The organism is Micromonospora sp. MW-13 (assembly GCF_003434305.1).
Lineage (GTDB): Bacteria > Actinomycetota > Actinomycetes > Mycobacteriales > Micromonosporaceae > Micromonospora.
In genome coordinates this window covers 94,859-107,560 of the sequence record NZ_QKKX01000009.1, presented here as the reverse complement: position 1 = coordinate 107,560, position 12,702 = coordinate 94,859, and the positions used below count along the sequence as shown (strand labels likewise).

11 protein-coding genes are annotated in these 12,702 nt (G+C 74.7%); 5 read left to right on the top strand and 6 right to left on the bottom strand.

What is annotated here, in order from left to right:
* Window positions 1–52 precede the first annotated feature (52 nt).
* From C5N14_RS04585 to C5N14_RS04575, 3 genes are all read right to left on the bottom strand, one after another.
* Window positions 53–1,438 carry a phosphomannomutase/phosphoglucomutase gene (locus tag C5N14_RS04585; protein WP_117665808.1) on the bottom strand — a complete coding sequence of 462 codons (1,386 nt, stop codon included), beginning with the start codon at window positions 1,436–1,438 and terminating at the stop codon, window positions 53–55.
* 69 nt (window positions 1,439–1,507) lie between these two features.
* The gene (locus C5N14_RS33930; RefSeq protein ID WP_117666873.1) at window positions 1,508–2,650 is read right to left on the bottom strand and encodes a hypothetical protein; all 1,143 of its coding nucleotides are present in this window, start codon (window positions 2,648–2,650) and stop codon (window positions 1,508–1,510) included.
* Window positions 2,651–2,867: 217 nt separating this feature from the next.
* Complete coding sequence (locus C5N14_RS04575; protein ID WP_117665807.1) at window positions 2,868–3,536, bottom strand: endonuclease V; 669 nt, start codon at window positions 3,534–3,536, stop codon at window positions 2,868–2,870.
* Window positions 3,537–3,751: 215 nt separating this feature from the next.
* On the opposite strand from C5N14_RS04575, the gene C5N14_RS04570 reads away from it, so the two are divergent.
* Window positions 3,752–4,291: a hypothetical protein gene (locus tag C5N14_RS04570; RefSeq protein ID WP_117665805.1), complete on the top strand. Its 540-nt coding sequence runs from the start codon at window positions 3,752–3,754 to the stop codon at window positions 4,289–4,291.
* Between the two features lie 90 nt (window positions 4,292–4,381).
* Here the strand turns inward: C5N14_RS04570 and C5N14_RS04565 are convergent, their stop codons facing one another.
* Complete coding sequence (locus C5N14_RS04565; protein WP_117665803.1) at window positions 4,382–5,107, bottom strand: Clp protease N-terminal domain-containing protein; 726 nt, start codon at window positions 5,105–5,107, stop codon at window positions 4,382–4,384.
* A gap of 110 nt (window positions 5,108–5,217) precedes the next feature.
* On the opposite strand from C5N14_RS04565, the gene C5N14_RS04560 reads away from it, so the two are divergent.
* On the top strand, window positions 5,218–5,553 hold the full coding sequence (locus C5N14_RS04560; protein WP_117665801.1) for a hypothetical protein: 336 nt from the start codon (window positions 5,218–5,220) through the stop codon (window positions 5,551–5,553).
* Window positions 5,543–6,076 carry a hypothetical protein gene (locus C5N14_RS04555; RefSeq protein WP_117665799.1) on the top strand — a complete coding sequence of 178 codons (534 nt, stop codon included), beginning with the start codon at window positions 5,543–5,545 and terminating at the stop codon, window positions 6,074–6,076. The genes C5N14_RS04560 and C5N14_RS04555 overlap by 11 nt, the downstream gene beginning before the upstream one ends.
* A gap of 45 nt (window positions 6,077–6,121) precedes the next feature.
* Here C5N14_RS04555 and eccCb read toward each other — a convergent pair whose 3' ends face one another.
* Window positions 6,122–10,474 (bottom strand): type VII secretion protein EccCb, encoded by a 4,353-nt coding sequence (eccCb, locus tag C5N14_RS04550; protein ID WP_117665797.1) that lies wholly within the window; start codon window positions 10,472–10,474, stop codon window positions 6,122–6,124.
* Window positions 10,475–10,477: 3 nt separating this feature from the next.
* Window positions 10,478–10,963 (bottom strand): hypothetical protein, encoded by a 486-nt coding sequence (locus C5N14_RS04545; protein WP_117665795.1) that lies wholly within the window; start codon window positions 10,961–10,963, stop codon window positions 10,478–10,480.
* A gap of 275 nt (window positions 10,964–11,238) precedes the next feature.
* Between C5N14_RS04545 and C5N14_RS04540 the strand changes: the two genes are divergently transcribed.
* Window positions 11,239–12,066: a DUF72 domain-containing protein gene (locus tag C5N14_RS04540; protein WP_207892629.1), complete on the top strand. Its 828-nt coding sequence runs from the start codon at window positions 11,239–11,241 to the stop codon at window positions 12,064–12,066.
* Between the two features lie 296 nt (window positions 12,067–12,362).
* A complete protein-coding gene (locus C5N14_RS33740) occupies window positions 12,363–12,485 on the top strand; it encodes a hypothetical protein (protein WP_256371495.1) in 123 nt (40 codons plus the stop codon).
* The last annotated feature ends 217 nt before the right edge of the window (window positions 12,486–12,702 follow it).

Sequence of the window (12,702 nt, the reverse complement as noted above, 5' to 3'; positions counted from 1 at the left end):
CCTTCCACGGGTGCGGGGCGGCGGTCGGCGGTGCCGACCGGCGCAGGCGATCTTATCGGCGAACCCGGTCGAGCACCTCGTCGCGGAGCGAGATCATCCGTTCCTCGGTCGGTGCCTCGACGTTCAGCCGCAGCAGCGGCTCGGTGTTGCTGGCGCGCAGGTTGAACCAGGCGCCGTCGGGAAAGCTCAGGGTGAGCCCGTCCAGCTCGTCGGCGGTCGCCTCCGGGTACGCGGCACGCACCTCGGCCACCCTCGCCGCCTGGTCGGCCACCGTGGAGTTGATCTCGCCGGAGGCGACGTACCGCTCGTACTCCCGGGCCAGCTCGGACAGCGGCAGGTCCTGCTCGCCGAGCGCGGCGAGGGCGTGCATGGCGGCCAGCATGCCGGTGTCGGCGAACCAGAAGTCCCGGAAGTAGTAGTGGGCGGAGTGCTCGCCGCCGAAGACGGCGTTGGTGCGGGCCATCTCGGCCTTGATGAAGGAGTGCCCGACCCGGGTCACCACCGGCTTGCCGCCGTGCTCGGCGATGATCTCCGGCACCGCCCGGGAGGTGATCGGGTTGTGGATCACCGTGGACCCGGGGTGCCGGGCCAGCTCGCGGACCGCCACCAGGGCGGTGATCGCCGACGGGGAGACCGGCTCGCCACGCTCGTCGATGACGAAGCACCGGTCGGCGTCGCCGTCGAAGGCCAGTCCCAGGTCGGCGCGGTGCTCGCGGACGGCCCGCTGGAGGTCGACCAGGTTCGCCGGGTCCAGCGGGTTGGCCTCGTGGTTGGGGAACGTGCCGTCCAGCTCGAAGTAGAGCGGCACGATCTCCAGCGGCAGCGCCGGCAGCACGGCGTCGCCGAGCACGCTGGGCACCGTCCAACCGCCCATCCCGTTGCCGGCGTCGACCACGACCCTCAGCGGCCGGATGCCGGAGAGGTCGACCAGCCCACGCAGGTGGGCCGCGTACTCCGGGCGCAGGTCGCGCCGCTCGGTCGCCCGCGTCGACGCCTCGGCCGGACGCGCGGCGCCGGAGTCGAGCAGCGCCTGCGCCCGGTCCCGGATCTCGGCCAGGCCGCTGTCCTGCCCGATGGGGCGGGCACCCGAGCGGCACATCTTGATGCCGTTGTACTTGGCCGGGTTGTGACTGGCCGTGAACATGGCCCCGGGCAGGCCGAGGATGCCGGAGGCGTAGTAGAGCATGTCGGTGGAGGCGAGCCCCAGCTCGATCACCGACCGCCCCTGCGCCCGGACGCCGGTGGCGAACGCCTCGGCCAGGGCCGGGCCGGTGGCCCGCATGTCGTGCGCGATCACCACCGCGTCGCCGGGCTCCTCGGCGGCGGCGAGCACCTGACCGAAGGCGACGCCGAGCGCCTCGGCCGCCCGCTCGTCCCACTCGTCCGGCACCGTCCCCCGGACGTCGTACGCCTTCACGATCCGGGACAGATCAGACACGGGTTCCGCTCCTTGGCCGCAGGTCCTCAACGAACCCGAGCGTATCGGAGCGGCCCCTGTTCCCCCGCCTCAGCCGGGGAGGCGGGGCATGATCGTCGTCGCGTCGCCCCCACCGGCGGGCGCGGGCGGCTCGCCCGGTCCGCGCGGCGCCGGCGCCCCACCCGGACCGGGTGCCCCACCCTGCCCCGGCGCCTCGGGCTGGCCGGGCTGCCGGGGCGGGACGCCACCGGCCGGGTACGTCGTACCGCCGCCGTAGACCCCGCCGCCGCTGACCGGCCCGGCGGCGGGCGGGCCGGGGCGGGCGCCGTACACCCCGCCGGACGGGGGCGCGGCCGGCCGCCCGTACACCCCGCCGGCGGGTGGCGCGGGCGGGGCTGCCGCCCCACCTCCGGAGCGGTACGTGGTGCCGCCCGGGTTGCGCGGCACCGGCACCGGCGGGTATGCGCCCGGGGGGTCGGCCGGCTCCTTGTCGGCTCGGGACCGGCGCACCAGCAGCACGATCAGGCCGATGCCCACCACGACCAGGCCGACGCCGAAGAGCATGAACACCGACAGGCCGCCGGAGTTCTCCTCGGCGGCGACCGGGGTGGCCGAGCCGGCCCGGCCGGCGACCGCGGCCAGGGTCGGGCCGTCGGCGTCCACCGCCTCGGTCGGCGCGACGGTCGGGCGCGGCGACGGCTTACGCGTCGGGGTGGGTGACGGGCTCGGGCTCTTCTTCTCCCCGACCACCCGGGCCGTGGTGGCGTCCCGGCCGAGGGCGCGGCCGACCGCGTTGGTCGCCGCACCGGCCAGTTCCAGCCGGCCGCCCGGCGTGCCCGCCCGGAACGCCACGCGGTAGCGCACCGTGAGGCTCTTGCCCTTGCACAGCGTGGGGTTCGCCGGCGTCACCTGGCTCGCGGTCACCGCGCCCCCGCCGCCGGAGACCGACACCGGCCACCACCGGCCGGCCATGGCCACCTGGACGGCGGCATGGTCCCCGGCGAGGCCGTCGAGCCGCAGCCCCAGCCCGGTGCGGACGAGCACGCAGCCCTCGGTGCGCTTGCGCACCTCGACGTTGACCGCCCCCGGCGAGCCGCCCGGCCGGAAGCTGTCGGTCGAGCGCACCCGCACCGAGTCGCCGTCGGCCAGCGCCGGCGTCGCTCCGACGGCCACGAGGCCGCCCAGCATCACGCAGACCGTCGCGAGCCGCGTCGCCTGCCGACGTACCGCCATGATCACCTCGCCGTTCCTCCCCGGGTGGGGTCCGCGGGTCAGGTTACTACCGGGTGCGGGACCCGGTCGTTCGTCGAGCGCTCCGTATGTGCTCCGCGTTACGGAACCCGGCGCCGACAGCCGCCCGAGCGGACGCCGTAGGGGCCGGCGGAGGTCGGGGCGAGCCGGACGGCGGCGGGCGGGGCGCCCCGGACCGGGCCGGGCAGGCGGCGGGCCGTCAGCGGGCGGCGGCCAGCGCCTCGCGGCAGAGCCGGTCGGCGGTGCGGGTGGTCTCCGGCAGCCGGTACCTCGGCGTGAGCGCGAGCACCCGGGCGCAGGCGTTGTCCAGGCCCATCCGGTGCCCGACGCTGACGAAGACCGGTTTCACCCCGTCCCGGGTGCGCAGCACCCGGCCCACCACCTCCCCGCCGTCACGCAGGGGCGACCAGGCGCCCCGCCCGACGGCCGGCGGCTCCCACTCGCCGACCAGCGGCGTCTTGCCCACCCCGATCGCCGGCAGCCCGGTGACCACGCCCAGGTGGCAGGCGAGCCCGAACCGGCGCGGGTGGGCCAGCCCGTGCCCGTCGCAGACCAGCAGCTCCGGGCGGACGGTCAGCTTCTCCAGCGCGTCCAGCAGCGCGGGCAGTTCCCGGAAGGCGAACAGCCCCGGGACGTAGGCAAAGGCGGGCCGCCCCACGCCGACCGCCCGGTCCACCACGGCCAGCGTCCGGGCATCCAGCACGGTGACGGCCGCCGCGAGCCGGTCGCCGCTCTCGGCGTACGCGACGTCCAGGCCGGCCACCGTCGCGGGCGCGGTGGGACCCGGCCCGACCAGGTCGGCGAGGGGGCGCAACCGGTCCTGTACGGCGAGCGCCTCGGCCTCGGTGCGCGGCCGGGAACCGGTCACCGCTCCCCTTCGGTCCTCACCGGGTTGGGGCCGGTCGAGGCCACAACCGGTCGACGTGTCGGTCATGGGGCGAGCCTGGCCCACCGTTCCCGAGGGCGCAACGGCCAACGCCGGGCGGCGACACACCCGGCCCGGCCCAGCCCGGGTTTTCGCACACCTGTCGGGTAACTTCTTCTGGTCCGAAATTCCGGTCATCGACAGGAGAAGCTCAGCGCATGGGCAAGAAGACGATCCACGTCTCCGACTTCAGCGGCACCGTTCTGCGGCCGGACGACGAGGTGGTCCGCGTCGTGGTGCTGGAGCACCCCGACCTGGTCGCCGGCCCCGTGCAGCTCGACGCCACCACGGCCGAGGTGGAGAGCATCGACGACGCCGCGCTGGACGTCGCGGTGGTGGAGATCCACGACCGCCACGGCGGCGGCGAGCCCCGCCGGGTGGTGCTGACCGCCAGCGAGTTCGACGCGATGGCCACCGACGTGCCGATGGCCCAACTGCTGAAGACCGCCGAGCGGGTCCGCCCGCCCAAGGCCCGCAAGGCCGCCGACAAGCCGGACTACGGCACCATCGAGTACGCCGGCAGGCCGCACCGGGGCCGGGTCACCGAGGAGGAGGCCCGGCTGGTCCGCGAGCAGCTCGACGAGGTCAACAAGCGGCTCGCCGACGCCGGTATCCGGCAGGTCGACCCGGCCGACCCCGAGCACGCGCTCCGCTACGACTTCCCCGCCGCGACCACCACGGCGGCCACGGCCTCCTGACGCCCCTGCCCCCGCCCGCCAGTGGTCAGGACGGCGGGCGGCGGCGCGCAGGGCCCCTCCCCCGCCCCGAGGACGCGGGAGGGGCCCTTCCTACTCCTGCGCGGCGGCGAGAGCCTCGGCGACGGTGGCCTCGACGGCGGCCCCGTCCACGCCGAGGCCGGTGAGCACGCCGGCGCCGTTCTCCAGTTCCAGCAGGCCCAGCAGGACGTGCTCGGTGCCGACGTGCTGGTGGCCGAGCCGCAGCGCCTCCCGCATGGTGAGTTCGAGTGCCTTTTTGGCGCCGCTGTCGTACGGGATCAGGTCGGGCACCGCCCCGGCCGGAGCCGGCAGGGTCACGGTCGCGGCCTCCCGCACCCGCTCCAGCGGTACGCCCTGGGCGACGATCGCCCGCGCGCCCAGGCCGTCGGGCTCGCTGAGCAGCCCGAGCACCAGGTGCTCGGGGCGGATCTCGGCGTTGCCGGCGGCGCGGGCGGCCTCCTGGCCGGCCATCACCACGTTGCGGGCCCGCGGCGTGAAGTTGCCGAACCCGCGGTTGGGGTCGAGGGTCGACGGCTCGGTGGACGCCCTCGGCACGAACCTCTTCTGTGCCGCCTGCTTGCTCACCCCCATGCTGCGGCCGATCTCGGTCCAGGACGCGCCCGAACGGCGGGCCTGGTCGACGAAGTGGCCGATCAGGTGGTCGGCGACGTCGCCGAGGTGGTCGGCCACCACGACCGCCCCGGAGAGCTGGTCGAGGGCGTCGGTGTGGGCCTTCTTGATCGCCGCGATGAGGTCGTCGAGCCGGATCGAAGTGGTCATCTGGACAGGATTCGTCATGCGTCAACTCTAGGTTGACGACGCCCCATCGTCAACCTCAGGTTGACGCAGGCAGTGCCGGGCCGGTCCTCTACCGCTAGACTGGCCGCGGGCCGTGACGGGAGGACGCCGTGCGCAGGTACACCTCGCTCGACGTGGACGAGGCTGGCCTCGCCCGGCTGGCGGAGATCGTCGGGCTGGTGGCCGACGATCTCGCCGCCGCCGCGCCACCGGCCACCGGGGACGGGCCCACCACCCCCGGCCGCGCGGCCGGGCGCCCCCGGGCGGCCGGCGGGTCACCGGCCGAGCCCGGGGAAGCAGTCGCCGCCGGGCTGCGCCAGCTCGCCGCCGAGACGCGACAGGTCGCCGACCTGATGCGGGTCGTGGCGGGCTCGGTGACCGCCATCGACGAGATCGTGGCGGAGCAGTTCGCCGCGCTGGCCCGGGACCGACCCGATGACCGGTAGCGGGCCGGCGGCACCGGCCAGCACCGATGCCGACCGCCGCTGGCAGTGGCTGACCGGCGACCGGCCCCCGGCGGAGGCCGGCGGGGACGCGCGGTGGTGGGAGGCTGCCCGCACGGCGCGGGCCGCGGCGGAGGAGCTCAGCCAGGTGCAGCGAGCCCTGCCCGAGCACTGGCGCGCGGGCGAGGGCCGGGACGAGTGCGACGAGCGGCTGCGCCGGCTGGTCCACCGCCTGGAGGAGGCCCACGAGACGTACCGGATCGTCGCGGAGGCGCTGGCCGCCCGCGCCGACGGCTGGACGCTGGCCCGCCGGACAGTGCGGGAGGCCGTCGCGCAGGCGCACCGCGCCGGGCTGGTCGTCGCGCCGGACGGCACGGTCACCTCGCCGACCACCGCCGTGCCGACCATGGCGGTACGGGCGCTCGCCCGTCGCCTCTCGGCCACCGTCGTGACGGCGCTGGCCCGCCTCGACGCGGTGGAGTCGCGGGCCGCCGACCTGATCGCCACCGTCTCGCCGCCGCGCTGACCCCGGCTCCCCTCGACCCGCGCGCCGGTGGGCGCGGGCCGGGATTCAGGGCCGGGCGAGCGCAGTCTGGACCATCTGGCGGCCCTGCTTGCGCCGGACCAGGATCCCCCGCCCGGGTGGCAGCGGGCGGGGTCGCAGGGTACCCAGGATCTGCCCCTCCTCCGGGCTGCCCGACATCATCAGGCCGGGCGAGCTCAGTTCCCGCAGGCGTTGCAGCACCGGGTCGTAGAGCGCCCGGGCGGCGCCACCCATCCGCCGGGCGACGATCAGGTGCAGGCCGATGTCCCTGGCCTGGGGCAGCAGCTCGACCAGGGCGGTGAGCGGGTTGTTGCCGGCCGAGGCGACCAGGTCGTAGTCGTCGACCACGAGGTAGAGGTCCGGCCCCCGCCACCAGCTCCGGTCGCGTAGCTGGGCGGGGGTGACGTCACCGCCCGGCAGCCGGTTGCGCAGGGCGGTGGAGATCGATTCCAGCGACTGGGCGAACACCTGGTTGGACGGGGCGAACTCGAGCAGGTGCTCGCTCTCGACGGCGTCGAGCAGCCCGCGCCGGTAGTCGGCGACGACCACCCGGGCCTGTTCCGGGGTCTGCCGCGCGACGAGCTGCCGGACGATGAGCCGGAGCAGGTTGGTCTTGCCGCACTCCGGGTCGCCGAAGACGACCAGGTGCGGCTCGGTCTCCAGGTCGAGCAGGACCGGGGCGAGGGTCGCTTCGTCCAGCCCGATCGGCAACCCGGCCGCCACCGGGCCGACCGCCCGCTCCAACTCGGCCACCGGCAGCTCACGTGGCAGCAACCGCACCTGCGGCGCCGGCGGGCCGGGCCACGCCCCGGCGACCCGTTCCACCAGCTCGGCCGTGGCGTCGGCGAGGTCCTCGACGTCCCGCCGGCCGTCGACGCGGGGCAGCGCGGCGAGCGACTGGAGCCGGTCCGGGGACAAGCCCCGGCCGGGCGAGTTGACGGGCACCTGGGCCGCCGCCCGGCGGTCGAGGTAGGAGTCGGTCGGGTCGCCGAGCCGCAGTTCCAGCCGGGTCCCGAGCAGGTCCCGCAACACGGGCCGGAGGTCCATCCACCGGCCGGCGCTGAGCACCACGTGCACCCCGAACCCCAGCCCGCGCTCCGCCATCCGGGTCACCACGGCCTCCAGCTCCTCGTACTCCTGGCGCAGGGTGTGCCAGTCGTCGACCACGAGGAACACGTCGCCGTACGGGTCGTCGGCGAACTCGCCGCCCGCGCGCCGCCGCCGGTAGCCGGCCATGGCGAGCCCGTGCGACCGGAACAGCGTCTCCCGCGCCTCCAGGACGCCCTCCACCTCGGCCACCGTCCGGCGGACCGTCTCGGCGTCCCGCCGGCCGGCGATCCCGGACAGGTGCGGCAGCCCCGTGAGGCCACCCAGGGCGCCGCCCAGGTCGAGGCAGAAGAACTGCACCTCGCGCGGGGTGTGGGTGAGCGCCAGGGCGGCGACCAGCGTCCGCAGCAGGGTGCTCTTGCCGGACAGCGGCGCGCCGACCACCACGACGTTGCCGCCGGCGGCGGAGAGCTCGACCACCAGCGGGTCGCGGCGCTGCTCCCGGGGGTTGTCGACGACACCGACGGGGACGGTGAGCGGGGCCCGGTGATCCCGTTCGAAGGGCCGCAGGCCGTGCTCCGGGTCGACAGCCAGCGGCCCCAGCAGCTCGCCGATGCCCGGCGACTCGGCCAGCGGCGGCAGCCAGACCTGGTGCGCGGGCGGCCCGACCTCCCGGAGCCGGGCCACCAGGATGCTCGTGACGTCCCGCCCGGCGAGCTCCATGGGCAGCGGCTCGCCGTCGCGGTCGCGGGCACCGAGCGGGCCGGAGACGTACGTGGCCCGGAACCGGGTCATGGTGGTGCTGTCCGACTTCAGGTAGCCGTGCCCCGGCGCGTTCGGCAGCTCGTACGCGTCGGAGTTGCCCAGCACCGCCCGGCTCTCCATCGCGGAGAACGTCCGCAGCCCGATCCGGTACGACAGGTGGATGTCGAGCCCGCGCAGCCGGCCCTCCTCCAGCCGCTGGCTGGCCAGCAGCAGGTGGATGCCCAGCGACCGGCCGAGCCGCCCGATCTGCACGAAGACGTCGATGAAGTCGGGCCGGGCGGTCAGCAGCTCGGAGAACTCGTCGCAGACGACCAGCAGCACCGGCAACTCCCGCAACGGCCGCCCGGCCGCCCTGGCCTGCTCGTAGTCCCACCAGCTACCGCAGCCGGCGGCGCGCAGCAGCTCCTGCCGGCGCTGCACCTCCCCGGAGAGCGCGTCGGCCATCCGGTCGACCAGCGAGAGGTCGTCGGCGAGATTGGTGATCACGGCGCTGACGTGCGGCAGCTCGCTCAGCGCCGCGAAGGTCGCCCCGCCCTTGAAATCGATCAGGACGAGGTTGAGCCGGGCCGAGGAGTGCCGGGCCGCGAGCGCCACCACGATGGTCCGCAGCAACTCGCTCTTGCCGGAGCCGGTGGCCCCGATCAGCAGCCCGTGCGGCCCCATCCCGCCCCGGGCCGCCTCCTTGAGGTCGAGCAGCACCGGCGCGCCGGCCGGGTCGACGCCGATCGGCACCCGCAGGTGCTCCGCGCCCAACGGCGCGTCGGCCCCGGCGTAGGCGGACAGCGCGCGGTAGTCCGGGAGGCCGAGGGTGGTCAGCAGGTCGTCCGGCCGTTCCCCGGGCTGCCGCCGGCCGTCCGGGGTGGTCCCGCCCGACCGGACACCCGGCTCCGCACCGGCCCACGCCTCGGCGATCAGCGCCACCATCGCGGCCACGCCCTCCGGGCCCGCGCCGCCAAGCGCGGCGGCGGGATCGGCGGCGCCGGGGGCCAGGTCGGGCAGGGCGATGCGGAAGGTACGCCGGCCGTGCAGGGCCCAGCCCGGCAGGTTCATCGGCAGCCGGGCCGCCTGGTCGGGGTTGATCCGCGACTCCTGCGGCTGGGACAGCCGGGTCTCGATCCGGGTCTGGGGAAGTTCGAGCAGTTCCTCGGGGATCACCCGCCAGCTCCGCTCGACCACGGCGACGTGCACGCCGTACCCCAGGCCCTTGTTGGCCAGGTCGACCACCCGCGCGGTGAAGTCGGGCAGCAGGGTGGCGAAGTCCTGCCAGCGATCCACCACCAGGAAGACGTCCGGGTGCGGGCCGGCGCCGAGGGTGGCCCGGCTGGCCCGCAGGCTCGACGGCGACTCCAGCCCGTGCCGGCGGAACAACTGCTTGCGGCCCAGCACCTCCTGTTCCAGGTCGTCCAGCAGCTTGGCGACCTCGGCGACCTGGTCGTCACCGAGGACCTCGCGGACGTGCGGCAGCCTGCTCATCGACCCGAGCAGGTTCCCCCCGGACTCCAGGCAGTAGAACGCCACCTCGTCGTGGGTGTGGGTGAGCGCGAGCCCGCCGATGACGGTCCGCAACAGGGACGTCTTGCCGGTGCCGGTGCGCCCGACCACGAGGAGGTGCCCCTCGGCGGAGGCGAGGTCGAGCCAGACCGGCTCCCCGGCGGGCTGGTCGACCCGGTGGGCCTGGCCGACCGGCACCCGCAGCAGCCCGCGCCGCCGCCAGTCGACCGCGCAGAGCTTCACGTCGTCGGTGGGTTCCAGCGCACCGAGCAGGTCACCGAGCCGGAGGGCCCGCTGGTCGCGTCGCGGCCACTGGCGGTGCTGCCCGTCCCGGGACAGCGCGATGTGGATGTCGTCGCTGACCTGCCCGAACTGGCACGGCGACTGGGTGGTGGTCCGCCGGGGCAGCTCCATCCGCACGTACCGGGCCAGGTCGTCGGGGGTGATCCGGCCCTGGCCGGTCAGGTCGGCGGCGCCGGTACTCAGCCCCTGGATGACCGTCTCCGTGAAGGCCGAGCGACGCCCCGGGGACGTCTCGGACGCCGGCCGGCCGTCGTCGGCCCGCTCCACCGAGTTGGTGGCGGTGATGACGTACCGGCCGTTGCCCGCGTGCAGCTCGCCGTCGATGGCCAGGTCGTCGACGGTCTTCAGGCCGTGCCCCTCGAACGCCCCGCTGTAGCAGCAGTCGAGTAGGAGCACGGAGCTGGCCGCGTCGGACTCGTCCAGCAGTTCCCGGATGAGGGACGCGGACACGGACGTCGACAGCAGGCGGTCCCGTTCGGTGTTGGCCACCGCCAGGTAGAGCCGGCCCTTCTTGCCGCTGCGCAGACCGTGGCCGGAGAAGTAGAGCAGGACGAGATCCTCCGGGCCGGCGGCCCGCAGCATCGCCTCAAGGGCCCGCTCGATGGTGCTCTTCGACTCGTTCTCCAGCAGTTCGGTGTGGTCGAAGGCGCCCACGTCGGGGTCGGCCAGCAGGCTCAGCAGGTCCCGCGCCTCCTGGCGGGGCGAGAACAGGTTGCTCAGCGACTCGTCGATGTAGCGGTCGTTGGCGATCAGCAGGGCCCGTCGCTGTCCCACCGGTCAGCCCCGGGGTGACCCGCCCCGGGCGGCACCGGCGCCGTCGGCGGACCCGGGGGGCAGCGCGGCGGCGCCAGCCGTGGCCCCCGGGGGCAGCGCGGCGGCGGACGCCCCGGCGCCGGGGTCCGCGCCCAGCAACGCGGCCAGTTGCGTCACCAGTGCCTCGTCGACCTTCGTCGACCCGCTGATCACCAGCTCGCCGTCGCCCCGGCGCAGCCGGATGGAACGTGCCTTCGCCCGGTCGGCGTAGGCCACCGCGATCAGCGCGATCGTCCGCATCGTGGTCGCGGAGAAGACGCCGCCGACCACCAACATGCCCAGCTCCCAGGCCTGCTGGGACTTGCCGTGGGTGGTGACCGGGGACTGGGCGTGCGCGACCCGCAGCCCCCGCACGGTCCGTAGATCCTCCGCGAGCCCGTGGGCCAACTCGTCGACCCGTTCGGCGGAAACGGCCGCTGCTGGCTCCACCAGCAGGGAAAGCTCGGACACGCGCACCTCCCGGACGACGAGTGTCTACATTCAACACCACCCGGGCCAACGCAACCGCCCCACCGGCGCGGCGCCCACGCGGCCACCACACGACCCGGTGCCGGCTCCGGCGGCTCAGTGCCGCTGCGCGGGCGGTGCGGTCGCCACCACCGCACGGCCGTATACGGTGTCCGGTGCGGCCGGCGAGCGGGCGGGTGAAACTCGGGCAGACCGCCCCGGGGTGCGGTCCAGCTGTGGGAGGGGTCGGGGTCATGCGTCTTCACGTGGGCTGCGCGATGTGGACCCACAAGTCATGGCAGGGGCGGCTCCTGGCGCATCCCCTTGCACCGCACGAGCGCCTGCGTCACTACGCCGGTTGGTGCACCGCGGTCGAGGGAAACACGACGTTCTACGCGACCCCGGCCAGGGAGACCGTGGCGTCGTGGGCGCAGCAGACCGACCCCGACTTCCGGTTCGTACTCAAGCTGCCCAAGCTCATCACGCACGAACGCCGGCTCACCGACGTCGACGAGGCGGTCCGGGGCTTCCTGGACGCGATCGAGCCACTCGGACCGCGGGCCCACGCCCTCTGGATCCAACTGCCGGGATCGTTCGCCCCCACCGACGTCCCCGCGCTCGCCCGCTTCCTGCGCCGGCTCCCCGAGTCCCACCGGTACGCCGTGGAGGTTCGTCACCCCGCGTTCTTCGACGACCCCCGCTCGACGCGGCTTCTGGAGGACGCGCTCACGACTGCAGGTGCCGAGTGGATCCCGTTCGACACCACCGCGTTCTTCCGCAGCCCGCCGACCAGCGACGCGGAGCGGGAAGCGTGGACCAGGAAGCCGCGCATGCCGCTCCGGTCGCTCGCGCTCACCGACCGGCCGATCGTCCGGTACCTGGGCCGCGACGCCGCCGCGCAGACGATCGAGGGCTGGCAGCACTGGATCGACGTCGCCGTCGAGTGGCTGCGCGAGGGTCGCTCACCCACCATGTTCATCCACACGCCGGACAACGCCGACGCGCCCGTACTCGCCCGCCGCTTCCACGACGACGTCCGGGCGCGCGCACCCGAACTGGATCCACTGCCCCAGCCGATACCGGTCGAACCCCTGACCCTCTTCTGACCGCTGCCGGTTGCCGCCGACCGCCCCGCGCAGGGCGCTGTCGACGGTGGCCGAGCAGGCGCTTCACATGTCTCCCGCATGGCGGTGGCGCGGCAGAGAAAAGGACAGAGCCGCAGCCATCAAGGTGGCGCAGGAGGAACGGGGCACTCCACGGGCAACCGGGACCGGCGGGCTGAAAAGAAGCTGCGCGCCCTCTCTGATAGAGAGAACGCGCAGGTCATTGCTGGTGCGCCGCCAGGGACTCGAACCCCGAACCCGCGGATTAAGAGATTGATCTTGGTCGAGCCCTCGGGTCCATGTCGGTCGCTGGAGTCCACCTGTTCATGTTCATGGCCCTGCATTTCCAGGACGGCGTCCCGCTCAGTCCATCCGTTGCGAACCTGTCCCTGGCGGCGGAGCACCCGGTGAGCACCCACTAATGAGCCGGCGCAGGCGTGGCTGGCCACGCTCGCTGATTACGGCCGGACCTCGGGTCCGCTGTTCGTGTGCATCGATCGGCACGGCGGGGCTCGGCCGGGTACCTACCGGGCGGGCAGCGCCGACGGCCGGCTCACCGGCCAAGCCGTCGCGCTGGTCGTGGCCCGCACCGACACCGCCGCTGGCCTCGACCCGAAAGCCGCCTGGTCCGGGCACTCT